The organism is Aminobacterium mobile DSM 12262 (assembly GCF_000526395.1).
In the GTDB taxonomy this organism is placed as follows: Bacteria; Synergistota; Synergistia; order Synergistales; family Aminobacteriaceae; genus Aminobacterium; species Aminobacterium mobile.
Genome location: NZ_JAFZ01000001.1, coordinates 618,598 through 642,741, shown reverse-complemented (window position 1 = coordinate 642,741; position 24,144 = coordinate 618,598). Strand labels below are relative to the sequence as shown.

Here is a 24,144-nt window from a genome sequence, read left to right as displayed (position 1 = left end):
TCACTCTCCCATCTTTTCCACATGGCGTACAGAAGCTATATCGTCAAGCTCTTCTTGCTCCGCCAACAACAGAAATTCTCGATACTGATATCGAAGCTTCCCTACATATTTTTCCATAATACGTACTTCTTTATGTTTTTCCACTAATCTTTCTTCCGACTGACAAATACTTTCCCTTACTTTTTGAAGGGCCTTATTCGCTTGATGGATTTCTTCTTCTATAACGTCGATAGCCTTACGACGGTACCACATATCCTGAGGAGAAAAGATTTGGCCTTCCTGGTCTTCAAAAATACTTAAAGCTTCCTGCTTTTGCTGTTGAAGCCCTTTTACACAGAGAAGGACACGGTCTTCATGATTTCTAGCCTCACTTAAAAAAAGGCGCTCTTCATCACGAATTTTTTCTCTTGTAGTAAGGATCTTTTGGAAACGCTGAATTTTATTTATCATGCTTCTCTAACGCTCCTCCAATTATGGAACCGTCCTTATTCTTTTTCGGCTTGAGGGGCAAGAGACATAAGCCATTGCGTTGTTTCGTCCAAAGAAAAATGTTCATCTGTTTTCTGACGCAAAAAATTGTGGATTGACTCTATATGTTTCAAAGACCAATCTATTTTGGGGTTGGATCCATCTTTATAGGCCCCTATATTAATAAGGTCTTCAGCTTCACTATATGTAGCCAGGGCTTCTCGAACACGGGCTGCCGCACCGAGATGCTCTCTAGAAACAACGGAAGACATAACTCGACTTACGCTATTGAGGATATCAATGGCGGGATAAAAATTTCTGGAAGCTATCCGCCGTGAAAGAACTACGTGTCCGTCTAGGATACCGCGGACTGTATCGGCAACTGGCTCGTTCATATCGTCTCCCTCAACGAGCACTGTATAAATTCCAGTGATACTTCCCCGCTCTCCTGCTCCAGCCCGTTCAAGAAGTCTCGGGAGCGTTTCAAAGACAGAAGGAGTATATCCTCGCGTAGTGGGAGGCTCTCCTATAGCTAAACCAACTTCTCGTTGAGCTCGCGCCACACGAGTAACAGAGTCCATCATCAAAAGAACATTTTTACCCTGATCCCTAAAATACTCAGCAATGGCCGTTGCCGTCAAAGCCGCCTTCAGGCGAATAAGAGGGGATTGATCCGATGTGGCAATAACAAGAACAGAACGATGCAAACCATCAGGCCCTAAATCATGGTCTATAAATTCTCGAACTTCACGGCCCCGCTCCCCTACGAGGGCAATGACATTTATATCAGCCTCAGTATTGCGGGCCATCATGCCCAGCAGGGTGCTTTTCCCTACTCCGGACCCTGCAAAAATACCAATTCGCTGGCCTGTTCCAAGGGTCGTAAGACCATCTATTGCTTTAACTCCCACAGAAATAGGGGTTCGGATCATCTGCCTGCGAAGGGGGTGAGGGGGATCAGCATAAAGAGGATACAGGTCAGATCCCGCTATAGGCCCTTTATCATCCATAGGTTGCCCGAGACCGTCGAGCACTCTTCCTAAAAGCCCCTTGCCAACATGAACTCCAAGGGGACGTTCCTTAGAAACAACGTCACAACCTGGTCCCACATCTTTAAGGCTTCCTAAAGGCATAAGAAGAACTCTATCCTCTCTAAAACCGACGACTTCTGCGTTAAGTGAACGTAAGCTGTCTCGAAATCGTATTTGACATAAATCTCCCACCCTCACATCAGGGCCTTGAGACTCAACTACAAGGCCAACGACCTGCACAACTCGGCCATTAATTTTAATAAGCTGCGTTTTTGAGAGGCGAGATTCAAGTACATCTAAAAGATGTGCTCTATTCTGGTTGGGCGTCAAGGCTGGAGCCCTCCTCCATAAGCAACGTATCTATTTCTTCGTTAATTTGCTCAAGCTGTGTTCTCCAGCGGGCATCATAAATACCCATATTCGTTTCAACTATGCAACTTCCTGCATCTACATGGTCATCTGCGTGAAATTCCAATATTTTAATCCCCCGTAAGAGATCACTATATGCATTTTTCTGACCCTCTATAAAGTCCAGATCGCAGGGGTGAAGGTATATAACGACTTTCTCCTTATCACTGATCCGATGCAAAATCGCTTCCAATACGCGAACTGCTGTTTGAGAATCTATAGAAACACTTCTCTTAAGCATTCTCGAGAGGAGCGCTTCCCATAATCTTATAAGGCAAGGAAGATGATATTGGGCAAGAGAAGCCCTCTCTTTAGAGAGAGTTTCATGAATTGAATTAAATGACTCAACAAGTCTGGAAAATCGGTGAAAATATTCTTTTTCCACTTCCTTTTGGGCCTTAGATTGACCTTCTGTATACCCTTTTTCTTGCCCCTTTTGGAATCCCTCTTTATGAGCTTGTTTAAAAAGTTTTTCCTTTTGCTCCTCTAAAGCAACTAGCACTTTTTTGTGCTCTTCTTCTAAAACAAGTTTGCGTTGAAGGAAATCTTCCTCCAGCGCTCGATTTCGACTAAGAGCTTCTTTTAATTCCTGTTGGAGACTGGTAACTTCAAGTTTTAATTTATCTATTTCTAAAGCATGGCTATTTATGTCATCGGAAGGGAGGAGACGTTCGTTCTTCGTATCTTCCGGGAAAGACTTTTTCTGCGCTTCTTCAGAGGAAGCGCCAATACGAACTGCTTCCGGCAAAATTCGAACCGCTCGAATAATATTATGGCGGATATATTTAGACAACCAACTCTTCCTCTCCGCCGCGAGAGATAACTATTTCTCCTACATCTTCCAGTGCACGAATTACATTGACAATTTTTTGCTGTGACTCCTCTACGTCTCTTACACGTACAGGCCCCATAAATTCCATGTCTTCTTTCAACATTTCAGCAGCACGTTTCGACATATTCTTGAAAAATTTGCTCCGCAAATCTTCTGTAGCCCCTTTGAGGGCAAGAGCCAGTTCCTTCATCTCTACTTCGCGAAGGACTCTCTGTAAAGAACGATCGTCCATTTTAAGAATATCTTCGAAGACAAAGAGACGGCGTTTAATTTCTTCTGCGAGCTCTGGATCATTCTCTTCCAAGTGCTCCATAATATTTCTTTCTGTTCCTCGATCGGCATTGTTAATAATATTCACAATAGCATCGATGCCACCAGCCAGGGTAAAATCTTGCCCCATAACTGTACTCAGCTTTCTTTCAAGCACACGCTCCACCTCCCGCAAAACTTCAGGAGTAATCCTGTCCATCCGAGCTATTCGTTTAGCTACTTCTGCCTGCATTACAGCAGGAAGCCCGCCAATTACTTGTGCCGATTGCTCTGGCTCAAGATACGACAGAATCAAGGCAATTGTTTGTGGATGCTCACCTTGTATAAAACTCAAAAGTTGTTGAGGATCAGTGTGGCGCATAAAGTCGAAAGGACGAACCTGAAGGCTTGCGGTAATTCGAGCCAGCAAGTTCTGTGCTCGTTCCGGTCCCAACGCTCGTTCTAGAATATCTCTAGCATATTCCACCCCGCCACGAGCCATATATTCTCTGGCCAATAACATTTCCTGTGCGTCTTTAAGCACATCCAGCTTCTGTTCGGGAGTAACTTTCCCGAGATTTGCTATCTCAAGAGTAATGACTTCCATGGTGGCTTCATCAAAATGTTTGTAGATATCAGCTGCTATCTCATTCCCTAACGAAACGAGTAGAATCGCTGCCTTCTCTTTTCCCTGAAAATCCTTACTGCTTGACACACGTGCCATACTGCGTCCTCCTACCCCTCTATCTACATATCTTCAGAAATCCACTCTTGAACCAAGCTCGCGACCTCTTCAGGTTTGCTTTTCGCATATGCGCGCAACTGTTCTTCAAGAACAGCCAGCTCTCCTTGTGATTCTAAGAGCTCTGGCGATGCGAGAAGGTCCTGAATCGAAGGGATAGCGTTCCCACTCTCTACAGAACCTGTCCCCATCCCTTTCTGTTGACGAAGAGCTTTTCTCCTTCGCACCCACCAAAGAGCTCCGAGTACAGACACGAGCAATAGAATCGCCAAGCCCACAAGGAACATAATGAGACGCGCACGGCGTTCTTGTTGCATTTGTTCCTTCAGCGCATCTGCCAAGGTAGTGGAGAACTTCATCCCCTGTATCACTAACTGGTCCCCACGATTTATATCCAGCCCTAAAGCAGGAGCAACAAGACTTCGAAGCTCTTCATTCCTATTTTCATCAAGCTCCGCATCTACAAGAACAGATGCCGTTAATCGCCGGACAGCCCCCGGTGTATCTATTTTCTCGCTCTCTCGCGTAGAAATCTCATAGTTACTCACCACATCTGTCTTATTGTATTCGTTCATACCACTAGAAGGAGCCCCGATAGCGTAGCCCGGTATATTTGTGGTTGTGCCAGGGGCACCTCCCACAGGAGAACCTGTACCAGTGAAACTTTCTTCCATATTCTGCTGGCTACGAAGAACGCCTTTTCCCGTTGATCCTGGGACATAATCTTTTTGCCGACTTTGTTTCTTATCAAAGTCAAGATCTACTTTTACCCGAACAACAACATGGCCCGGCCCATACACTCGCTCAAGCATTTGGCGAACTTTATGTTCCAATTCTTTCTCTTGTTGACGCTCGAGCTCTCGTTGTACGGAAGAAACTGTTTGCCCAACTCCCGACTGTGTATAAACAAAAAGCTCCTGATCCAAGAGATCTGAAAGCACCTTACCGCTCGTATCTACTACTGTAACATACTCTGGAGTCAACCCCTCAACACTATGAGATACAAGATGAACTATGGCTTTTACTTGATTCGGCCCAATTTCCCTGCCAGGCTTCAAACGAACAAGAACAGAAGCCGTAGAAGGTTGCTGCTGTTCAAGGAAAAGATGTTGTTCTGGAATTACAATATTTACCTTTGCATATTCTATAGCTTCTACCTGGCTAATTGTTCGGGCCAACTCCCCTTCAAGAGCCCTGAGGAACGTTACTCGCTGTTGAAATTCATTCATGCCCATCTTAGCTTCATCAAAAAGTTCAAGCCCAACATTGCCTCCCTTGGGCAATCCTTGTTGAGCAAGGGCCAAACGGACCTCATAAACTTGATCTTTAGGAAGCAAGATGGCATTTGCGGCAGGATCTAATCGGTAGGGTACTTTCTGTTCCTTAAGATAGCCCACAATTGAGGCCTCATCGCTTACATCGAGATTGGCAAAAAGGGGCTCATAGACAGGACGCCCTCCCCAGAGAATCAGCAATAAAAGAGCAGCCACAACCAATATGGCAGCTCCTATAATAGACCACTTCTGCCATTGTCTAAGCGAGGACCAAAATGTGAGAAATCTATTCTTTAACTGAATAAGCTCATTCATCTCAATTATCTTATATTATAAGGAATAGAAACTAAACCGGCATGCGGGCGAGCTGCTGGTATGCGTCCAAAAGTTTATTTCGGACCTCGGTAATCATTCGCAACGCCATCTCTGCTCTTTGAACGGAAAGAACCACAGTCGACACGTCATCTACATCACCAACAGCAAGCTTTTGAACCATAACATCTGCATCTTGCTGAAGATCATTAACCTTTACGAGAGATTGGGTAAGAATATCTTCGAAAGAAGGATGCTGCGTGCAGTTGTCATCCACAGTAGACAGAGCGCTTTTCTTTTCAACTTGAGGGCCGAATTTGTTGAGATCAAGCCGAACAAGATCCATAAAAACCCTCCTCACGAGATTTAATAAATAATGTATAAATTATCCTATGAAAGCAACTGTTTAATTTTAGCATATCATTTCACTTCGCAACGACAAAAAAGGGGACACATACTGTGTCCCCAGAAGGAAGTCATGTAGGCCTTATGGTTTAATTTAAAATTCTTAGCCGCGGAGGATATCCAAGGCCCCATTCCACATATTCTTAACTCCATCCGCTACTGCCAAATTCGCCTCGTATGATCGGCTGGCTGTCATCATATCTGCCATTTCTCGAACTACATTTACGTTAGGATAAGCCACATACCCCCGCTCATCTGCATCTGGGTGGTCTGGCTGATAAACCAGACGGGGAGGTTGCGTATCTTCTGCTATATCTACAACTCTCACGCCTCCACCACACTGTCTTTTTTCCTCCGTTGCCAGAATTTCGGCAAAAACAGGAGTTTTGCGAGCATAAAAACCACCTGTTTCTGTTCGAGTCGTATTCACATTTGCCAGATTGGAAGCAATCACATCCATCCATAACCTATGGGCAGTTAAAGAACTCCCGGCTATGTCAATTGTGCGAAATACTCTCATCACCGGCCTCCTATAACAAGACGATACATGGAACTCTTCTTGCCCATCAACCTTGTCATGGCCTGATAAGCAAGGCGGGTTTCCGTCATTTTAGCCATCTCTATTTCCACATCTACATTATTGCTGTCAAGCCGCACTTTCTCGTCATAAACCTGATGATCCAAAGGCTGGACAGCGTTAATATTCAAAGGTCCTGTCGGAATATGTTTATTATGTGTCACCTCAAGAAGCAACGTATCCGGACCAAAAACAACTTTTTTTAGCTGATCTTCAAAAGAAATTTCTTTTCGCCCGTATCCCGGAGTATTGGCGTTAGCCAGATTGCTCCCCACAGCCTGAAAACGTCGAGCTAGACCTTCGAGGTCTTTTTCTGCCACCTTCCACGCTTTATCGACAATCACAGCTAATCACCCCCCTGAAAGTAATATCGGCCTTTTCTTTCTCAGACTTTATGCCTGGGGCAAAAACATTCCCAGCTCCTCTACGAAAAGTGGGCTGAGAATCTTTATAAACGTCCCCTTCATTCCTAAACTGCGGCTCTCTATAATACCGGCACTTTCGAGCTTTCTTAAAGCATTGACGATAACACTTCGGGTTACTCCTACTCTATCTGCGACTTTACTGGCTATTACAACTCCCTCATGAGCCCCAAGTTCCGCAATAATATGCTTTATCGATTCGACTTCAGAGTAAGAGAGAGCCCGCATGGCCATCTGAACAACAAGTCGCTCTCGTGCTCGCTCTTCAATGAGTTTGGTACGGTCATGAAGAATTTCAATACCAACAAGAGTTGCCAGATACTCTGCCAAAATAAGATCTTTCATGTAAAAAGGCTCAAAGAAACGAACCAATAACAACGTTCCCAAACGTTCAGCTGAACCATAAATAGGAACATAAAGAGTGTGTTTCTCTGGAGCATCTTCAGTTGTTACTTCATCATCAAAAAGATAACCATCTGTCTCGCTCAATATAGACTCTCGATGCTGGTTCATCCTTTCAACAAAATTCTCAGGCATATATCCTCTCTCAAGGAAATTGGCTACTGCCTCTGAATGATATTCACTGACCCAAGAATGGCCTAAAATTCGTCCGTCTCTATTAATAATATAGACATTTGCGGTAGAAAATTCGCAAAGAAGCTTTGCCAGTTTGTTATAATCTGGTTTTGTCCCTTCCCGTCTGCTTTGAAGGGCTCTTCCTACCTGTCTCGTCTTTTCAAGCAAATCTTTCATTGCTGGATCTTCGACTATAATAGAGTTTTTATCCACCATTTTCTTCTCACCTTTCACCATTATTAATCCCTCCTGATATTTTTAAAGCAAATATTTCCGCAAGTCTGTATCTTCCATGAGAGGAGAGAGTCTTTCTCGCACAAATTGAGAGTCAATGTGAATAGCCTCTCCCTGTCGCTCCGGTGCCGTAAAGCTAATATCCTCCAAAAGCTGTTCAATCATGGTATGAAGACGACGAGCGCCGATATTTTCCATTTCCGAATTCATTCTTTCAGCCATAATGGCAATTTCCTGGATGGCATCGTCGGAAAATTGTATATCCACATTCTCAGTGCTGATTAAAGCCTGGTATTGTCTTATGAGACTATTTTCCGGCTCTACCAGAATCCTTGCTAATTCCTCTCTACCCAGAGGTTGAAGTTCTACGCGAATGGGGAAACGCCCTTGAAGCTCTGGGACAAGATCCGAAGGTTTAACGCTTGAAAAAGCTCCTGCAGCTATAAAAAGAATATGATCGGTTTTAACTATGCCGTACTTTGTTTGTACAGAAGAACCTTCTACTACAGGGAGAAGATCTCTCTGTACCCCTTCCCTGCTAACATCAGGACCACTCGATGTCCCTTTCGACACGACCTTGTCAAGTTCATCTATAAACACGATGCCTTCTTCTTGTGCCTTCTCTAAAGCGATATTAGCAACACTTTCCATATCAATGAGTTTTTCTGCCTCTTCTGCCTGCAATATTTTACGGGCCTCTGCTACTTTCATACGTCTTTTCTTGGTCTTCTTGGGCAAGAGCCCTCCTAACATCTCACTAATATTCATTCCCATAGAATCCATACCTGCTCCACCAAGAAGGGGGATAGCGGCAGCCATTGCATTTTCGGTAATTTCCAACTCAACCTCTCGCTCATCGAGTTTTCCTGCTTTTAGTAGAGAAAGAACTTTATTACGGGTAGATTCCCGAATCTGATCTTCTTCTGAAGCCGAAACAGTCTCCGGTTCTTCTGCTTTTCCTGAAAAAATTTTCATAAAGTCAGGAACACCTGGTCGACGTTCCGGTTTAGGAATAAGGACATCTACAAGACGCAGCTCGGCCCTCTCCGCTGCCGGAGCTTGAACTTCTTCTATCTTATTTTTCTTAACCATGGCAACAGCAGCTTCTACGAGATCGCGAATCATAGATTCTACATCTCGCCCTACATAGCCTACTTCTGTGAATTTCGTAGCTTCAACTTTCACAAAAGGAGCTTGCGTAAGATCAGCCAGTCTTCTGGCGATCTCCGTTTTGCCCACACCTGTGGGCCCTACCATGAGAATGTTTTTAGGAGCAATCTCATTAGCCAAGTTTTGTGGAAGATTCCGGCGTCGAATTCGATTACGAAGAGCAATTGCCACTGCTTTCTTAGCCCTATCTTGTCCTACAATATAACGATCGAGGAATTCCACTATAAGGCGAGGGGTCAGATTGTGTCCCTCCTTTGGTACTATTATCATTCTCCAATCACCTCAACCGTTACTTCTTTATCTGTATAAATACAAATATCTGCAGCCAACTCAATAGAACGTTTCGCTATTTCTGGGGCCTCCCAATCACTTGCTTCCAAAAAAGCTCTCGCCGCTGCCAAGGCAAAACCAGCGCCTGATCCAATAGCAGCCACATTATGTTCTGGTTCAAGGACATCACCAGCCCCTGAAAGGAGAAGGGTATGCTCTTTATCTGCCACAAGCATGAGCGCTTCGAGCTTTCTTAGTGCCCGATCAAGTCTCCACTCCTTTACAAGAGAGACAGCTGCCCGCATTAAATCTCCACTGTTTTCTTCGAGACGGGTCTCAAAACGCTCTAACAATGTCATGGCATCAGCTGTACTCCCAGCGAAACCAGCAATCACTTTCCCTTTATAAAGACGACGGACTTTACGAGCACCAGCTTTAATGATCTGATCCCCGAGAGTAACCTGACCATCTCCAGCCATAGCAACTGTCTGCCCTCGACGAACGCACAGAACAGTAGTTCCCTTAAACAGCTCAATCATCTCCTCTTATACTAGAAAAAGCCTTATAGTAACTTTCTTTTAAATGTTCCGCCGTTACAGTAAGATAACGTTGTGTTGTTATAAGACTTTCGTGCCCTAACAGTTCCTGCATTACGCGAATAGAGGCTCCGCCTTCCAACATATGAGTAGCAAAGCTATGGCGAAGCATATGAGGAGTTACTCCAGAAAGGCCTACCCGCCGAGCCGCTCGAACAACAACTCTTCGAATTGTGCGAATAGCAAGATGCCCCTCTTCCTCCCCTGGAAACAAAAAAGGGCTCTTTTGTTCACATTCATCTCTCCATGCCAAAAGAGCCTGAACAGCAAGTCTCCCTACAGGGAGCATCCGTTCCTTACTTCCTTTTCCCTGTACCCGAATCCATCGTTCCGAAAGGTCTGTATCCTCCCAACGAAGAATGGCCAATTCCCCAATCCGAAGGCCACAACCATACAAAAGTTCTAAAATAGCACGATCTCGAATTGGGTCTGTCCCCTTCTGAGTTCCTTCTTCTATCATGGATGCAACCTGTTCGATGCTCAGAGCTCTGGGCAATCTAGCTGGAAGTCGTGGTCCTTTAATATTCTTCGCTAGATCGCGGGTTAAAACTTTTTTCCCCACCAAAAAAGAAAACCAGCTTTTTATAGCCGACAATTTCCTGGCCACAGAAGTACGAGCATAGCCAAAGGAAGCAAGGATTCGCAAATATTCTCGGATCAAACGAGCATCCACATCATGAACAGAAGTTACGTTTTGTTCCAAAAGGTAATGAGCGAACTGATTCAGATCAATAGCGTAATTCTCTATTGTATTCAAGGACATACTTTTGGCAAAACGCATCTGTTCCAAATAATAATCCAACGCAGATGATAACTTTTCAACCATGATGACATTTTACCATTTTTTTCAGCACACTTTCTACTTTTCTAAACAATAAAAATACTAAAAATTTAAATTTTTGCAATATGTACTTACATAGAGAAATAAAAAATCCGACGACACGAAAGATTCGCAAATAAGTAGAATTGATTAATATATATTATACAACATAAGACTCTTTTTTAAGAGATGAAAAGGCTTTATTGCGGGAGAGATTTTAAGAAAAAATCCAAGGCTTTCATGGAACGTAACCCTACTTTTTGGCATCGCTCCGCACGCTTTCGAATCTTTTCTCCTAAGGGGGGGAATATTCCGAGGTTGACATTCATCGGATGAAAAACTTCAGGATCTGTTTCCTGAAGATAGCGCAAGAGAGACCCTATCCCAGTCTCAGCTGGCCAAGAAGGGAGGTCTTTTCCTTTTACAAGAGAAGCCATATTCAAACCAGCTACGAGCCCCATGGCTGTACTTTCTAAATATCCTTCCACTCCTGTTATCTGCCCTGCAAGGAAAAGTGTTTCATGCTTCTGAAAACGAAGGTATCGGTCGAGAACTTTAGGCGCATTAACATAAATGTTTCTATGCATTACACCATAACGAGCAAATTCTGCTCTTTCCAATGCAGGTATAAGGCGAAAAACCCGATCTTGCTCCCCCCATTTTAAGCTTGTCTGAAAACCTACCAGATTATAGAGGGAACCTTCAGCATTATCTTGACGAAGTTGGACTACTGCATAGGGTTCGCAGCCGGAAGAAGGGTCTGGCAGCCCTACTGGACGGAGAGGACCAAAACGCAAAGTATCTATTCCTCTGGAGGCTATAACCTCTACTGGTAAGCACCCCTCGAAATAATGAACATCTTTTTCAAAATCGTGACGAGGAGCTCTCTCCGCCGTAGTAAGAGCTTCTACAAAGGTCACATATTCCTCTTTATTCATTGGACAATTAATATAGTCCGCCCTTTGCCCATACCGTCCAGCTCGATATGCCCGATCCATATCAATGGAATCGTGAAACACTACTGGTGCTACAGCATCGAAAAAAGAGAGGTTCTCCTGACCTGACAATTGCTGTATTTTTCTCGCCAAGGTGGGGCTTGTTAATGGCCCTGTAGCTATAATCGACATCCCATCGGGAATAGCTATAACCTCTTTACGCTCTATACGTACTAAGGGGTGGGAGGAGATTTTTTCAGTGATATACGAAGCAAATTCCTTTCGATCCACCGCTAACGCCTTCCCCGCAGGCACTACTGAATGATCAGCAGCCTCCATAATAAGGCTGTCGAGACATCTCAATTCTGCTTTTAATATTCCCGCTGCACTTGAAAAATCATCAGCACCAAGGGAATTACTGCATACCAGTTCACCCATAAGTCCTGTCTGGTGCGCCGGAGTTTTCACTTCAGGACGCATTTCCAAAAGGGTTACGGCTACTCCCCGCTTTGCAAGTTGCCACGTTGCCTCACTACCAGCAAGACCACCACCTATGATAGTAATCTCTTTTTCTTGTCTCATTTGCTATTTTTTCTCCTTCTCTTTCTTCCATCCGCACTTTTGACACTCAGGTACGCTCCTTTTATTTTTACGTGTAAGAGGAGTACCACACTCTGGACATCTTTCCCCGGTAGGCTCGTTCCATGAAACAAACTTACACTCAGGGTATCTGGAACAACCATAGAAAAATTTCCCTTTCTTACTTCTACGCCGTACAACTTCACCTTGTTCTGACTCTCCACAAATAGGACATGGAACACCTATGGTTTTTAAAATAGGTCGAGTATAGCGGCACTCAGGATAGCCTGAACAAGCAATAAATTCTCCAAAACGCCCCCGCTTTTTAACCAAAGGCTTCCCGCATTCCGGACAATCTTCACCTATAGGTTCAGGCTCTGGGAGCTCTACATTAGAAGCTTTCTTGGCTTCTTCCAATGTTAGGATAAAACCGTCCCAGAAAGAACGCACCACATCCACCCATTCAAGCTGGGCTTCTTCTATACGGTCAAGGTTTGCTTCCATCTGCGCCGTAAAGCTCGTATCTATTATGGGTGACTTGCTTTCTGAATCGAAATACTTCAAAAGGAAATCATCCACTGTCATTCCTAATCCCGTAGGTTCAAGACGTTTCTCTTCATTCTTCTCTACATATCCACGATCATACAATGTTTCCACTATACTCGCGTACGTGGAGGGACGCCCAACACCTTTTTCTTCAAGAGTTTTAATGAGAGAAGCATCGGAATAGCGCGCCGCTGGCTTCGTAAACCTTTGTTCTTTCACCACTTCTTTAAAAAGAAGTTCCTCGCCTTCCTGCGCAGGATCTAGCCGTCCGCCTTTCAAATCCAATGGCCAAAGAGAGCCCCAACCTTCAAAAAGAAGGGTCTCTCCTGTCTGCCTAAGACCATATGGTCCTGCTTCAACGTCAAGGATTGCATTCGCAACTATAGCAGGAGTCATCTGAGAAGCGACGAAACGTTTCCAAATTAATGAGTAAAGACGGTGCTGCTCTGAAGAGAGGACAGTACTGAGATCTTCTGGAGAAAGAGTCACATCTGTAGGGCGTATGGCTTCATGAGCATCCTGGCTTCGTCCGTTTGAAGCAAAAAAGTTGGGGGATTTGGGGAGATATGCCTCTTCAAAATGTCCCGCTATGTAGTTTCTTACCCCAGTTATAGCTTCTGGGGCTAAACGCAAACTATCAGTACGCATATATGTAATCAATCCTACCGGACCACGTCCTGGGATAGTCACTCCTTCAAAAAGCGACTGCGCTATGCTCATAGTCCGTCGAGGGGAAAAACCCAGCCTTCGTGCCGCCTCTTGCTGGAGAGTACTTGTTTTAAAAGGGGGCAATGGTTTGCGTGTTCCCTTCCTCACTTTATACTCTGAAACTTTAAGGGGGAGGTTTGCTATATCCTGAGCAATTTTTGAAGCTTCAGTTTCACTAGAGATAAGAAGAGACTTGCCTTCTTTCCAATAGGACTTTCCTTCAAAACTCATAACTTTTAAGGAATATGAGCGTTTTTCGTCTTCGGATGTAGCAGAGACATCAAGGTTCCAGTATTCTGCTGGAACAAAATTTTGAATTTCCCTCTCTCTTTTACAAATAAGGTCGAGGGCAACAGACTGTACCCGCCCTGCAGAGAGGCCATATCGAACCTTCTTCCAGAGCAACGGACTGAGGGTATACCCTACAAGGCGATCGAGAACACGTCTCGCCTGCTGAGCGTTGACTCGATTCAAATCGATGGTCTCTGGTTTCTTAATAGCTTCTTTTACTGCCTTCGGTGTAACCTCGTAGAAACGAACACGGCAAGGCGTATGGGGGTCTATTCCCAAAATATCACATAAATGCCACGATATAGCCTCTCCTTCTCGGTCAGGGTCTGAGGCAAGAAGAATCTTTTGACTATTTTTCGCCAGCTTGATCAATTCATTCTTTATCTTCGCTTTACCTTTCACCAGTATGTATTCCGGCTCAAAGTTATTTTCAATGTCAATAGCTATTCTACTTTTAGGAAGATCTTTAATATGTCCAATACTAGCTTTAACGGTATACTTTGATCCCAATATTTTTGATAGAGTTTTAGCCTTTGTAGGGGACTCTACTACAACAAGAATCTTCCCGGTTTCCTTATTACCCATCGGGATCCTCCTTTAATGTACAAAATGGTGGCCTTTAGTTCCGCTAGAAAAAGAGGAAATGAGGGCCGAAGCCACAATATCAGAATCTACAGCTCGTTCTATAATACTCATAAAGTATCTGGCATCTACGTGATGTCCCTGTACTTGCCCTACCATAATCGCATCCTCTATAGCAAGTTCCACAATATCTCTAGGGAATTCCTCCGTAATAAGAAAACGGTATGCCAACTTTAACGTTTCTTCCGTAAGATAGATTCTCTCGAGGTCATGTACCAATCGCGTCAAATCTATTCGCTCCTTTGATCCTCAACTTAAACTAGCTCGCCATCTGCCTGGACCAGATTGATAAATAAGATTCATAGCAGATAGATTACTTATGCTGATGATAACATCAGCGGCAGTCATTTTACCTTCAGCAGACAGGTTGTCAACCGTACGATCCCCTTTAGATCGTAGTAATTCAAGAATTTTTTGTTCTTTTTCAGTCATATTGCAAGAAGAAACATTCTTCTTCTCACATAAAGGTGATGAGAAATCGAGCTGTACTGAACCCAAAGTTTCAGAAAAATCCTCGAGACTCACCAAAGGATACGCCCCATCGTAAATAAGCTTATTAGACCCCCAACAAACTTTTTCATCAATTCTTCCTGGAACAGCCCATATCTCTTTTCCCATCTCCAAACCGAGTCGGGCTGTTATTATCGCACCACTCCGCTGAGGAGCCTCAACAACAACAATTTTATCAGCCAGGCCCGCTATAATACGATTTCGCTTGGGGAAATGCCACGGGGCGGGACGGACCCCTAAAGGATATTCTGTTATAAGCGCACCATCGTCAAGGATATGATGAAAAAGTTCTTTATGTCCCTGAGGATAAACATGGTCGAGACCATGAGCAAGAACAGCTATAGTCTGACCTCCTTCTTCAAGACAGCCACCGTGAGCTGCCCCATCAATACCCAAAGCCCCTCCACTCAGAAGAATCCAACCTTGTCGTGCCCCCAATTTTCCAAGAGCTTGTGCTATATGCTGGCCGTAAGAAGAGCTTCTGCGAGTTCCAACAACAGCAACTTTTCTTTTTTGAGGAGCTAGATGTCCACGTACATAAAGAACAAGAGGGGTATCTTTAAGATTCAACAAATGTGAAGGGAAATTCTTCTCACCCCAAAAAAGGATTCTTATGTTTTCACTACAACACCGTTCAACCTCTCTTTGTGCCCATCCCTTTCTGACACAAGAGTACAACAGTGCTAGAGCTTTTTCTGTCAACGCTTTCTTTTGATTACAAGAAGGTTTTCCCGAAATAAGATCATAAAGGTTTTCTTTTGTAGACACAAGTCGATGCCAAAGACGACGATCTCCTCCCAAAGCATTGACGATTAAAAGGGCTTCCTGTCTAGGAGTCATCATGCAATGCTCCCCTTCCTGTAAGCGAGGGCTTCTGCTATATGCTGAGCCTTTACAGACGAGGACTCATCAAGGTCGGCAATAGTCCTGGCAACCTTTAAGACTCGGCTAATGCCTCGCCCCGATAACCGCAAGCGATCAACCATATTCAACAGGAAAGGTCGTACATCCGAGTTTAGTCGCAGCCCTCGTCGTACAATCCTCTCTGGCAATTCGGCATTATTAAAATACCCCATGTTCCCCCATCGACGCCATTGCCGTTCTCGAGCCTTGCATACCCGTTTACGAACGGTAGCACTTGTTTCTCCCTGCTTTTCCCGAAAAGAAACAAGCTCTCTTGGCAAAAGCCTTGGGATAGCCACATGAAGGTCAATACGATCGAGTATAGGACCAGATAACTTTCGTCTATACCTTTCCCTCTCATACGAAGAACAGATGCAACTCTCTACAGGATCGCCATGCCACCCGCAACGACAGGGATTACACACAGCGATAAGCAAAACTCGGCAGGGGAAAATGGCTCTTCCAACAGCTCGACTCACAACAATTTCACCATCCTCTAGCGGCTGTCGAAGCGCTTCTAACATGTCCCGGCGAAATTCTGTAAATTCATCAAGAAAAAGAACGCCTCTATGAGCCAAGCTGACTTCCCCAGGACGAAGAGAAGCTCCTCCACCACAAACAGAGACTGTGCTGGCTGTAGGATGGACAGTTCTAAAAGGAGGTTGGGAGGTGATTTCGCTATCAAGCCCAGCAGTACTCCGTATCTGAAGGGTTTCAAGAAGTTCTTTATGAGAGAGAGGCGGAAGAATTCCTCGCATAGCTCTTGCTAACATGGTTTTTCCACTTCCAGGAGAACCCACAAAAAGTATATTATGATGACCGGCAGCAGCTATTTCTAAAGCTCGCTTTGCTGTAGCCTGGCCTTTTATGTCGGAGAGGTCGGGATCAGGAGTAACAGGCACCTCTGGGAAGGGATTTTTTTTAATAGGAGAAAGTTTTTTACGGCCAGTAAGGTGATATAATAATTGACGTAACGTAGTAATACCATAAGCTTCAATACCGGGAACCAATGCAACTTCAAAAGAATTTTCCTGAGGCACAAAGAGAGGAATTCCCAGCCGTTTCGCTAAAAGGGCAGCAGGAACAGCCCCTCGAGTTTTTCGTAAACGGCCATCAAGAGAAAGTTCTCCCATAAAGAGAGCCGGTTTTTTCATCACAAAAACTCCTAACCTTCGAGCTATGCCAAGAGCAATAGGAAGGTCAAGAAGAGCTCCCTCTTTGGGACAGTCTGCTGGAGCCAAATTTACTGCTATTCTGCCTCTTATAGGAATTTTTAAAGAACGGAGAGCTGCTCGAACCCTTTCACGAGACTCTCGAACAGCAGCGTCGGGAAGACCAACAACGGCGATGTAAAATAAGCCACCTGTTACTTCCACTTCAACTTCAACTTTTAGAGCTTGTATACCTCGAAGAGTAACGCCTAAAATGGGAATCACATATATCCCATCCCGCTCGTTATATCCTCTGTATGCCTTAAAGAGTACCGCCCATTATTTACAGTAATTCCTACAATATCAATTCTCCAAGGGCCATTCCAGCGGGCTTCCTGAACATAAGAAAGCCCTGTTCGAACAAGGCGACATATTTTTTGAGGACCTACAGATTGTTCCGGTGACATTACAACGCCCACAGAACGCGTTCGAACTTCCACCACAACAAGTTCTTCTTTATCTATGGCCACTATGTCCAGCTCTCCACGGGGAAAGGTCACATTTCGGTCGAGAATTCGCCATCCTTTATCTTCTACATAGGAACAGGCTATATCTTCTCCCCATTTCCCCAGTTCTATATGATCCATAGTTTATCCGTCTCCTTTATCAAGTTGATATAGAAAAGCGAGAACTTGCGCTACAGCCTCATAAAGTTCTACAGGAATTTCCTCTCCCAACTCCAACGTCATGAGAGCAGATATTAAAGCAACGTCTTCCACTATGGGAACATTAGCCTCTCGAGCTAACTTTATAATGTTTTGCGCTACAAAGCCTTCGCCTGATGCGACGACCTTTGGAGCTTCATCTTCTTGGGGGATATACGAAAGGGCTGCTGCCTCTTTTTTAGAGTTTCGTAGCATCATGCCTCTATATCGAGCCTTCTTGGAAGAAGCTCTTTCTCCTTCTCTTTTTCTTCCTCACATACAGTTATATATTGAACATGGAGATTTAATTCTTCCAATTTTTCATGAAGGCCTGTTTTTTTGCGCTGAAGCAGCCGAAGGGTTAAAAAGTTTTCCGTCCTGATAGACACCCCTAACTGGCTCCCCTCAGTAACAACTTCTCCTGTGAGCCTGCCTAACCGTCGAGTTGGCATGTCGAAAGCAACTCGCCAGAAAGATCGCCCGTCTTTCCCCTGCTTTTTTTCTACCCTCACATGGGCTGGAAGCTCGTCTTCCTGATCAGAAAAAGGCCACCATGTAGGCATGAGCAATGTAGGATCAATCCCCTGCCTCGCTGGTTGTGAAAGAAGGCTATGTGCCTCCACAAAACGTCCTATATCTCCTTCTTCATCTCTGAGTCTTCTCAACGCCTCTGAAGGACTCCTCCCATGTTGCAACTCCTCCCGAAAGCGACGACGTATATTTTTCCAAAGTTGACTCGACATCTCTGGCGACAACCCTACATACCATATCAGAAGAGAAACATTTTTGGGTGTCAAGGTACTTCCCCTCGCCCACAACTCTACAAGAGGTGCAATATACGCCTCCTTACTCCCCATCTGGCCCCATACAAAGCGGAGAAGTGTCACCACATCCTGTGAAAGAGGAAGACCTCTTAGAAGAAGAGCTGTAGCTAAAGAGCGCTGAGATTCCGGCAAAGCCCCAAGAAGAGCCATATCCTGCTCGCAAAGACGAAGCAATGGGGTCTGACCAGATCCGTCCCATACAGCCCGAAAGCGCTGCCCCACCAACAAAGGCATAGTTGCCTGTGCTTGGAGCTCATGCCCAGCGATCCGGACAAGAAAGATTCCCGATCGGGCATCAAGAACCATCCCTTCTACCACTGTTCCATTTGGTATAGATCGTAACGAGAGAGCTTTCGTTAGACGGGGTGTTGCATCACTTTCCGTATATCTGAGCCCATCAGAGATATTTTTTCCCCCAGGTGATCTCGAAAAACCCTCTATATGACTCATTTATGACGGATCCTTCCATGTAAAACTTCGGCGGTGTATGGGAGAAGGTCCTATTTGAGCCAAAACAAGACGATGGGCGGAAGTAGGATACCCTTTATGTTTTTTAAAACCATAGGCAGGATATATCTTATCAAGAGCTATCATAGCCCGATCTCTAAGCACCTTTGCCACAATAGAAGCAGCTGCCACCTCAGGAACAGTAGCGTCAGCTTTTGGAATAGCTTCTTGAACAATGGTCTCCAGGCCTGGAATACAAAAAGTTCCGTCAACAATAACCTCTTCAAAAACTAGGGGCAATTTTCGTACAGCACGATTCATAGCCCAAAGAGAGGCTTGTAAGATATTTAAAGTATCAATACGCTTTGCAGAAGCCGCCTGAGCCTTCCAAAGTACTCCTATATTAAGCATAACATGAAAAATTTTTTCCCGTTTTTTTGCTGTTAATTTTTTAGAATCGTTCAAACCTATAGCTTCTAAGGCTATTTTTTGAGATTGAGACAGAACAACAGCCGCGGCAACTACTGGCCCTGCCAAAGGTCCCCTCCCTGCTTCATCCACACCCGCAATTAATCGATCTCCCATGGATATCGCTCCCCTGGCCACTCTAAAGTGACCCTTCCTAATTTTCCCGTGGCAAAGGCGTCAATAAACCGCTGCCCCGCAAGAGCCAAGTCCACTCGACCTCCACTTACAAGACAACCAAGACGCCGCCCTATCTTTTCAAGAAGGATAAGATTATCTTCCCCTTCATCCGGAATTCCCCACTTGTCCTCTATAAGGCGCCATAGACCTCGTTCCCTCAAAAACGAAAGAAGAGAAACAGCTATAGCATCACAGCCTCCTATTACATCGGGACGGCTACTCCCTAACCACGCTAACCTGCGATGTATCTCCACATGGGAACGAGGATCAAGGATACCAGGAGAATCTACTGCTAATATATCCTGTCCTTTATACCAAGATACTCCACGGGTGACACCTGGGACTCCTCCGACTTGTGCGCGTTTGCGCCCTACAAGAAGGTTCAGAAAAAGAGACTTTCCTACATTCGGAATACCCATAACCGCTACTCTCAGCTCTCTATAGGGCGGGCGAAGGCGAAGAATATCACGGCGCAACGGCTCTATCTTCCCCTCTAATAGGTTTAAAGCCCATACTTTCCTCTTTTTCTCTTTAAAGAAATGAAGCCACGCTTTTGTTGCACCTTCCTCTGCAAGGTCTGCGCGAGAAAGGATAATATAGACAGGGCATACTTTAGAAAAGCTTTCTGTTAAAGGCGATGACGTCATATTGGGAGCACGAGCATCCCGGACTTCAAAAATCAAATCCAGTTTTTTCGCCAACTCCTCAAGCTTCCGCTTGCCTTTCGCCATATGACCCGGATACCAGACTGTACGAGGCACGACTAACGAACAACTCCTATTCTATTTAATGGCCAATATCGAAAAAAAACTGGTCCATGTATATTTTTTTCTGGAACAAATCCCCAATAGCGGCTATCTTGGGAATGAGCTCGATTATCACCCATAGCAAAATACATTTTCTCTGGAATGTGAATTGGAACTCGAGGAAAGATCATGTTAGGGAAAAGAGAAAAATCATCTCGTTTTTTCACATACCTTTCCGCTAAAGGCTGCCCGTTAATATAAACAACCCCTTCCCGGATATCGAATGTATCCCCAGGCAATCCTATAATGCGCTTCACAAAGTCTCGTTTCGGGTCCCATGGGTATTTAAATACAAAAATCTCTCCCCGTTCCGGTTTCTGAAGAGCATACCAAAATTTAGCCACGAGAACCCGATCGCCTGGGGCTAGAGTAGGAAGCATAGAGCCACTCGGAATCCAAAAAGCCTGCACTACGAACGTCCTCAAGAGAAGAGCAAGGACAAGAGCCCATAATATTGTTTCCACAATCTCTCTCCACCATGGTTTTACCGCTGCCATGCAGCATCCCCCCTTACTGCAGCAGTATTATATATTGGTTCTAAATGAGAAGAATATTAACTATATTTATACTCTAAGGTTTTTCAGATTTCAAGAATTAATAGCATATAAATTACATCCCGTCTTTAATGCTCACACGACAATGGGGAGATATAACTATACGACATATGGCTTTCCCCCCGTACGGTGCCGATAATACATTTAAAACGAGAGCTGGAGAAAGGGTATGCCAATACGGATTATACCTATATAAGGTACTTCGTCCACTTACATAAAACCACGCGTCCCCGTGAGCTTCATACTTCTCCAATTTTATTGACTTCCACTTCACCCTCACTATATCTATGGGAATATGCTCTGGCAATATACGAATCGAGAAATCTTCCTGAAGAAAATGTGCTCTAACAATTCTGGATTCCAGCCAAAGGGCAAGGCGTTCTGCTTCTCTACGAGCTCCCACTTCTTTCAATCGTGATATAGAGGGATATTTAATAGAAAAAAGTAAAGAACCGGAAATAATGGAAAAAATGGCAATGACCACGAGCAATTCAACAAAAATAGTCCCACGTCCAACGAAAAGAGGGAGCCCTTGGGAGCTCCCTCGATAATACCTTTTGTTCCATTTACAGCAGTGCATCATATCCGAGGTTCAAAACCTTGAGGTTAGCCTCCGCAAACTTTCCAGGTGAAAGCTGTTTAATAGCTTCCCGAACTTCCCCAATCTCCACGTTAGCTACATCGGACGCGCAAAGAGCTCCGAGAATCAAAACATTTAAGAACAGAAAATTGCCCCCCATATGGTTTTTGAGTATATCGTACCCTTTAATCTTAAATAACTTGATTTTCCTTTTTTCTAAATATGCTTGAAGATGATCATTATGGAAAGCCGCTTCATCAAAAACATTTACGACCAAACTGCCCTCCTTACGAAGAAACTGAAGATTACGTATCGCCTCATTCTGATCAAAAGCGAGAAGCACATCTGCTTCACCTGCTTTTACCAATGGGCTCTTATAGTCTCCCACCTTAAAATGACTTATTACAGAGCCCCCCCTCTGTGCCATCCCGTGGACTTCGCTCCCCATAACGTTTTCGCCACGAGTCATAGCAATGTGCCCTAAAACTTTTGTGGAAAAAAGAATCCCTTGCCCACCTATTCCAACGATGACATACTGCATAAGATTACGCCTCCTCTACCGGAACTATAGCCCCGTGAGGGCATACTTGAGTACAAACACCGCAGGATACACAGAATCGCTCGTCAATATAAGCTCTTTTGGTCTCTTCATCAAAAACAAGTCCTGGACAATTAAAGAAGTTAATACAGAACTTACATCCAATGCATTTATCTTGATCTACGTTAACAGGAATTTTGTCCTGTTTTTCCCGAAGGAGCATACATGGATGTTTAAAAATAAGAACAGCTGGTTCCCTGTGAGTTCTAGCGTGCTCCCACGCTTCTTTCACTAATTCCTTACCACTTTGAATGTCATAAGCCTCAAGAGTTTTCACATAAGAAACGCCACATCCCCGCACTACGTGTTCAATTTCTACAACCTGCCCCTCATCGCCCTTGCGCAGTTTATCTCCCACAGATGGATTAGATTGAGCTCCCGTCATAGCTGTAGTACGGTTGTCCAAAATACCCAAAACGAAGGCGTGCCTATTATAGACAGCACTAACTAAGCCCGGTATTCCCATATGGAAAAATGTGGAATCACCAATAGTCGCTACAATCGGCTGCTCCTTTCCCGCCACTTTATGGGCCAGGAAAAGCCCCGAACTCATAGTTATAGCTGCTCCCATATCCATAACAGCATCTGCGCCTTTTTGATTAACCGTAAGGGTATAACACCCTATATCCGAAGGGTTAATAGCATTAGGAATGGCTTGTCGTATAGAAAAAACACTTGCTCGATGCGGACATCCAGGACATAGCATGGGCTTTCGAGGGGTAATCTTTAAATCTTCAAGGGCAGATTTTAAATCGCTATCGACAGCGTTCTCTACCTCTTCACCCAAAGCTTTTAATACAATCTCTTCGATGAGTTCAGGCAAAAGCTCTCCGGCTCTAGGAACAAAACCATTCCATCGTCCTTTGACCTTGCTGCGATCTAAAAGCTGCATTTCCACAACGGGATAGGGCTCTTCAAGAACTAAAACATTCTCATGCCGGTCTATAAAATTAGTCACCATCTTAACCGGGAGAGGGACAGGAGTGCCTATTTTAAGCACAGAAATATCAGTGCGCCCCCAAGATTTTATAATATCCATAACTATAGAGAAAGAAACTCCCGATGCGATAATCCCCAATGAAGCTTTGCCCTTTGCTGGAATCTCATAATTATAATGAGGATAGAGCGTTTCAAACTCCTCTCGAATGGCATCATTTTTCTTGTTTAATTTGGGGTGATTAATGCGCACGCTAGCAGGGAGGCAAACCCACCGTGCCGGGTCTTTTTCAAACTTAATATCTGCTGCAACAGGAAGGACTTCCCTCAATTCTACATCTTGCCGACAGTGGTCAACTCGAACACTTGGTCGTAGCATGGCAATAATATGATGTCTTTCAGAAAGTTCATACGCATCGAAAACCATTTTCTTGGCTTCTTCTGCTGAGGCCGGATCAAAACATGGGACTTTAGCGAAATAAGCGAAAAACCGGCTATCCTGTTCTGTCTGGGAACTATGAGGACCTGGATCATCGGCGACAACAAGCAACATGCCACCTTTCATATCAAAATGAGCAGCACTCATAAAAGGGTCTGCGGCTACATTCAACCCTACTTGCTTCATTACGGCGCAAGAGCGAAGCCCTGTAAAAGCTGCCGCGGTAGCCATTTCAAAAGCTACCTTTTCGTTGACTCCCCACTCTACAGCTGTAGACGTTCCCAACTCATCTGCAAAACTTGCAATTGCCGGCAAAATTTCAGACGAAGGGGTGCCTGGATATGCTGTAGCAACCGCACATCCAGCCTCTACTATACCGCGAGCGATCGCTTCATTACCTAAGAGTATCGCTTTTTTGCTCACCGTACACGCCACCTCCATATTCATCGCTGGGCAATACTTTAAACTCCAGCTTACGCCCCATGGACTTCCCCTTCTACATATTTCTGAATCCATTGATAAAAAGGATGGGCTCCTCGCAGAAGCCTTCCCGCCTTATCAACAAAAGCATGACGAGTCCAGCCTTCTACTAAAAGCTTAGAATCCTCTTTCCGAAAAACACGATAGCAAAAATTTATACTCGACTGTTTCAATTCCTGAACCCAGGTAGAAACACAAATAACATCATCGTAATACGCAGATGCCTTATATCTACAATGCACTTCCACTACTGGCAGAAAAACCCCTCTCTCTTCCCAAAGGACATAGGGGGTACTCAGGGCTCGGCAGTACTCGGTACGTCCTATCTCAAACCACGTGAGGTAATTAGCGTAATACACAACCCCCATCTGGTCTGTCTCTCCATATCGAACGCGTAAAGAAATCGTGACTTCACGCAAAAAAAAGCCCCCTTGAAAAGAAATTTTCGGATAGATGTTTATACATTGAAAAGGGAAGCAA

The 24,144-nt window shown here is 44.5% G+C and carries 27 protein-coding genes; all 27 read right to left on the bottom strand.

What is annotated here, in order from left to right:
* Entirely contained in the window at positions 1 to 450 is a 450-nt protein-coding gene (locus tag K360_RS0103020; protein ID WP_024821714.1) for a flagellar export protein FliJ, read from the bottom strand.
* 35 nt (positions 451 to 485) lie between these two features.
* Complete coding sequence (gene fliI, locus K360_RS0103015; protein WP_024821713.1) at positions 486 to 1,829, bottom strand: flagellar protein export ATPase FliI; 1,344 nt, start codon at positions 1,827 to 1,829, stop codon at positions 486 to 488.
* On the bottom strand, positions 1,810 to 2,700 hold the full coding sequence (locus tag K360_RS0103010; RefSeq protein ID WP_024821712.1) for a FliH/SctL family protein: 891 nt from the start codon (positions 2,698 to 2,700) through the stop codon (positions 1,810 to 1,812). Before K360_RS0103010 ends, fliI begins: the two co-directional genes overlap by 20 nt.
* Positions 2,693 to 3,712 (bottom strand): flagellar motor switch protein FliG, encoded by a 1,020-nt coding sequence (gene fliG, locus K360_RS0103005; RefSeq protein WP_034326214.1) that lies wholly within the window; start codon positions 3,710 to 3,712, stop codon positions 2,693 to 2,695. The genes K360_RS0103010 and fliG overlap by 8 nt, the downstream gene beginning before the upstream one ends.
* Positions 3,713 to 3,735: 23 nt before the next feature.
* Complete coding sequence (gene fliF / locus K360_RS0103000) at positions 3,736 to 5,319, bottom strand: flagellar basal-body MS-ring/collar protein FliF (protein ID WP_024821710.1); 1,584 nt, start codon at positions 5,317 to 5,319, stop codon at positions 3,736 to 3,738.
* Positions 5,320 to 5,350: 31 nt separating this feature from the next.
* Entirely contained in the window at positions 5,351 to 5,662 is a 312-nt protein-coding gene (fliE, locus tag K360_RS0102995; protein WP_024821709.1) for a flagellar hook-basal body complex protein FliE, read from the bottom strand.
* Positions 5,663 to 5,824: 162 nt separating this feature from the next.
* Positions 5,825 to 6,241 (bottom strand): flagellar basal body rod protein FlgC, encoded by a 417-nt coding sequence (flgC, locus tag K360_RS0102990; RefSeq protein WP_024821708.1) that lies wholly within the window; start codon positions 6,239 to 6,241, stop codon positions 5,825 to 5,827.
* Entirely contained in the window at positions 6,241 to 6,642 is a 402-nt protein-coding gene (gene flgB, locus K360_RS0102985; RefSeq protein WP_156923326.1) for a flagellar basal body rod protein FlgB, read from the bottom strand. Before flgB ends, flgC begins: the two co-directional genes overlap by 1 nt.
* Before the next feature lie 48 nt (positions 6,643 to 6,690).
* Positions 6,691 to 7,533: a GTP-sensing pleiotropic transcriptional regulator CodY gene (gene codY / locus K360_RS0102980; protein ID WP_034326212.1), complete on the bottom strand. Its 843-nt coding sequence runs from the start codon at positions 7,531 to 7,533 to the stop codon at positions 6,691 to 6,693.
* 21 nt (positions 7,534 to 7,554) lie between these two features.
* Complete coding sequence (hslU, locus tag K360_RS0102975) at positions 7,555 to 8,970, bottom strand: ATP-dependent protease ATPase subunit HslU (RefSeq protein ID WP_024821705.1); 1,416 nt, start codon at positions 8,968 to 8,970, stop codon at positions 7,555 to 7,557.
* The gene (gene hslV, locus K360_RS0102970; RefSeq protein ID WP_034326210.1) at positions 8,967 to 9,509 is read right to left on the bottom strand and encodes an ATP-dependent protease subunit HslV; all 543 of its coding nucleotides are present in this window, start codon (positions 9,507 to 9,509) and stop codon (positions 8,967 to 8,969) included. The genes hslU and hslV overlap by 4 nt, the downstream gene beginning before the upstream one ends.
* Positions 9,502 to 10,392 (bottom strand): tyrosine-type recombinase/integrase, encoded by an 891-nt coding sequence (locus K360_RS0102965; protein ID WP_024821703.1) that lies wholly within the window; start codon positions 10,390 to 10,392, stop codon positions 9,502 to 9,504. The genes hslV and K360_RS0102965 overlap by 8 nt, the downstream gene beginning before the upstream one ends.
* 194 nt (positions 10,393 to 10,586) lie before the next feature.
* Positions 10,587 to 11,903: a methylenetetrahydrofolate--tRNA-(uracil(54)-C(5))-methyltransferase (FADH(2)-oxidizing) TrmFO gene (gene trmFO, locus K360_RS0102960; protein WP_024821702.1), complete on the bottom strand. Its 1,317-nt coding sequence runs from the start codon at positions 11,901 to 11,903 to the stop codon at positions 10,587 to 10,589.
* Between the two features lie 3 nt (positions 11,904 to 11,906).
* Positions 11,907 to 14,030 carry a type I DNA topoisomerase gene (topA, locus tag K360_RS0102955; RefSeq protein ID WP_024821701.1) on the bottom strand — a complete coding sequence of 708 codons (2,124 nt, stop codon included), beginning with the start codon at positions 14,028 to 14,030 and terminating at the stop codon, positions 11,907 to 11,909.
* A gap of 12 nt (positions 14,031 to 14,042) precedes the next feature.
* Positions 14,043 to 14,315 carry a hypothetical protein gene (locus tag K360_RS0102950; RefSeq protein ID WP_024821700.1) on the bottom strand — a complete coding sequence of 91 codons (273 nt, stop codon included), beginning with the start codon at positions 14,313 to 14,315 and terminating at the stop codon, positions 14,043 to 14,045.
* A gap of 21 nt (positions 14,316 to 14,336) precedes the next feature.
* Positions 14,337 to 15,440 (bottom strand): DNA-processing protein DprA, encoded by a 1,104-nt coding sequence (dprA, locus tag K360_RS0102945; protein ID WP_024821699.1) that lies wholly within the window; start codon positions 15,438 to 15,440, stop codon positions 14,337 to 14,339.
* Positions 15,437 to 16,936: a YifB family Mg chelatase-like AAA ATPase gene (locus K360_RS0102940; RefSeq protein WP_024821698.1), complete on the bottom strand. Its 1,500-nt coding sequence runs from the start codon at positions 16,934 to 16,936 to the stop codon at positions 15,437 to 15,439. Before K360_RS0102940 ends, dprA begins: the two co-directional genes overlap by 4 nt.
* Complete coding sequence (locus K360_RS0102935; RefSeq protein WP_024821697.1) at positions 16,933 to 17,298, bottom strand: YraN family protein; 366 nt, start codon at positions 17,296 to 17,298, stop codon at positions 16,933 to 16,935. Before K360_RS0102935 ends, K360_RS0102940 begins: the two co-directional genes overlap by 4 nt.
* Before the next feature lie 3 nt (positions 17,299 to 17,301).
* A complete protein-coding gene (locus tag K360_RS0102930; protein ID WP_338025000.1) occupies positions 17,302 to 17,574 on the bottom strand; it encodes an EscU/YscU/HrcU family type III secretion system export apparatus switch protein in 273 nt (90 codons plus the stop codon).
* The gene (locus tag K360_RS0102925; protein WP_024821695.1) at positions 17,571 to 18,629 is read right to left on the bottom strand and encodes a flagellar hook-length control protein FliK; all 1,059 of its coding nucleotides are present in this window, start codon (positions 18,627 to 18,629) and stop codon (positions 17,571 to 17,573) included. Before K360_RS0102925 ends, K360_RS0102930 begins: the two co-directional genes overlap by 4 nt.
* Entirely contained in the window at positions 18,630 to 19,211 is a 582-nt protein-coding gene (locus tag K360_RS0102920; protein ID WP_024821694.1) for a ribonuclease HII, read from the bottom strand.
* Positions 19,196 to 20,032, bottom strand: a complete 837-nt coding sequence (locus tag K360_RS0102915; protein WP_024821693.1) for a YlqF/YawG family GTPase — start codon at positions 20,030 to 20,032, stop codon at positions 19,196 to 19,198. The genes K360_RS0102920 and K360_RS0102915 overlap by 16 nt, the downstream gene beginning before the upstream one ends.
* 2 nt (positions 20,033 to 20,034) lie before the next feature.
* The gene (lepB, locus tag K360_RS0102910) at positions 20,035 to 20,574 is read right to left on the bottom strand and encodes a signal peptidase I (protein ID WP_024821692.1); all 540 of its coding nucleotides are present in this window, start codon (positions 20,572 to 20,574) and stop codon (positions 20,035 to 20,037) included.
* Between the two features lie 112 nt (positions 20,575 to 20,686).
* The gene (locus tag K360_RS0102905; protein WP_156923324.1) at positions 20,687 to 21,121 is read right to left on the bottom strand and encodes a type II secretion system protein; all 435 of its coding nucleotides are present in this window, start codon (positions 21,119 to 21,121) and stop codon (positions 20,687 to 20,689) included.
* Positions 21,122 to 21,197: 76 nt separating this feature from the next.
* Positions 21,198 to 21,752 (bottom strand): 2-oxoacid:acceptor oxidoreductase family protein, encoded by a 555-nt coding sequence (locus K360_RS0102900; protein WP_024821690.1) that lies wholly within the window; start codon positions 21,750 to 21,752, stop codon positions 21,198 to 21,200.
* Between the two features lie 4 nt (positions 21,753 to 21,756).
* Positions 21,757 to 23,625, bottom strand: a complete 1,869-nt coding sequence (gene iorA, locus K360_RS0102895; RefSeq protein ID WP_034326471.1) for an indolepyruvate ferredoxin oxidoreductase subunit alpha — start codon at positions 23,623 to 23,625, stop codon at positions 21,757 to 21,759.
* A gap of 32 nt (positions 23,626 to 23,657) precedes the next feature.
* Positions 23,658 to 24,083 (bottom strand): acyl-CoA thioesterase, encoded by a 426-nt coding sequence (locus tag K360_RS0102890; protein WP_024821688.1) that lies wholly within the window; start codon positions 24,081 to 24,083, stop codon positions 23,658 to 23,660.
* Positions 24,084 to 24,144 lie beyond the last annotated feature (61 nt).

Bases quoted from the DNA above. Each gene is read 5' to 3' on its own strand.
- K360_RS0103020 (WP_024821714.1), bottom strand. From the start codon at position 450: ATGATAAATAAAATTCAGCGTTTCCAAAAGATCCTTACTACAAGAGAA.
- fliG (WP_034326214.1), bottom strand. From the start codon at position 3,712: ATGGCACGTGTGTCAAGCAGTAAGGATTTTCAGGGAAAAGAGAAGGCA.
- fliF (WP_024821710.1), bottom strand. From the start codon at position 5,319: ATGAATGAGCTTATTCAGTTAAAGAATAGATTTCTCACATTTTGGTCC.
- fliE (WP_024821709.1), bottom strand. From the start codon at position 5,662: ATGGATCTTGTTCGGCTTGATCTCAACAAATTCGGCCCTCAAGTTGAA.
- flgC (WP_024821708.1), bottom strand. From the start codon at position 6,241: ATGAGAGTATTTCGCACAATTGACATAGCCGGGAGTTCTTTAACTGCC.
- codY (WP_034326212.1), bottom strand. From the start codon at position 7,533: ATGGTGAAAGGTGAGAAGAAAATGGTGGATAAAAACTCTATTATAGTC.
- hslU (WP_024821705.1), bottom strand. From the start codon at position 8,970: ATGATAATAGTACCAAAGGAGGGACACAATCTGACCCCTCGCCTTATA.
- hslV (WP_034326210.1), bottom strand. From the start codon at position 9,509: ATGATTGAGCTGTTTAAGGGAACTACTGTTCTGTGCGTTCGTCGAGGG.
- K360_RS0102965 (WP_024821703.1), bottom strand. From the start codon at position 10,392: ATGGTTGAAAAGTTATCATCTGCGTTGGATTATTATTTGGAACAGATG.
- trmFO (WP_024821702.1), bottom strand. From the start codon at position 11,903: ATGAGACAAGAAAAAGAGATTACTATCATAGGTGGTGGTCTTGCTGGT.
- topA (WP_024821701.1), bottom strand. From the start codon at position 14,030: ATGGGTAATAAGGAAACCGGGAAGATTCTTGTTGTAGTAGAGTCCCCT.
- dprA (WP_024821699.1), bottom strand. From the start codon at position 15,440: ATGATGACTCCTAGACAGGAAGCCCTTTTAATCGTCAATGCTTTGGGA.
- K360_RS0102935 (WP_024821697.1), bottom strand. From the start codon at position 17,298: ATGGATCATATAGAACTGGGGAAATGGGGAGAAGATATAGCCTGTTCC.
- K360_RS0102930 (WP_338025000.1), bottom strand. From the start codon at position 17,574: ATGATGCTACGAAACTCTAAAAAAGAGGCAGCAGCCCTTTCGTATATC.
- K360_RS0102925 (WP_024821695.1), bottom strand. From the start codon at position 18,629: ATGAGTCATATAGAGGGTTTTTCGAGATCACCTGGGGGAAAAAATATC.
- K360_RS0102920 (WP_024821694.1), bottom strand. From the start codon at position 19,211: ATGGGAGATCGATTAATTGCGGGTGTGGATGAAGCAGGGAGGGGACCT.
- lepB (WP_024821692.1), bottom strand. From the start codon at position 20,574: ATGGCAGCGGTAAAACCATGGTGGAGAGAGATTGTGGAAACAATATTA.
- K360_RS0102900 (WP_024821690.1), bottom strand. From the start codon at position 21,752: ATGCAGTATGTCATCGTTGGAATAGGTGGGCAAGGGATTCTTTTTTCC.
- iorA (WP_034326471.1), bottom strand. From the start codon at position 23,625: ATGGAGGTGGCGTGTACGGTGAGCAAAAAAGCGATACTCTTAGGTAAT.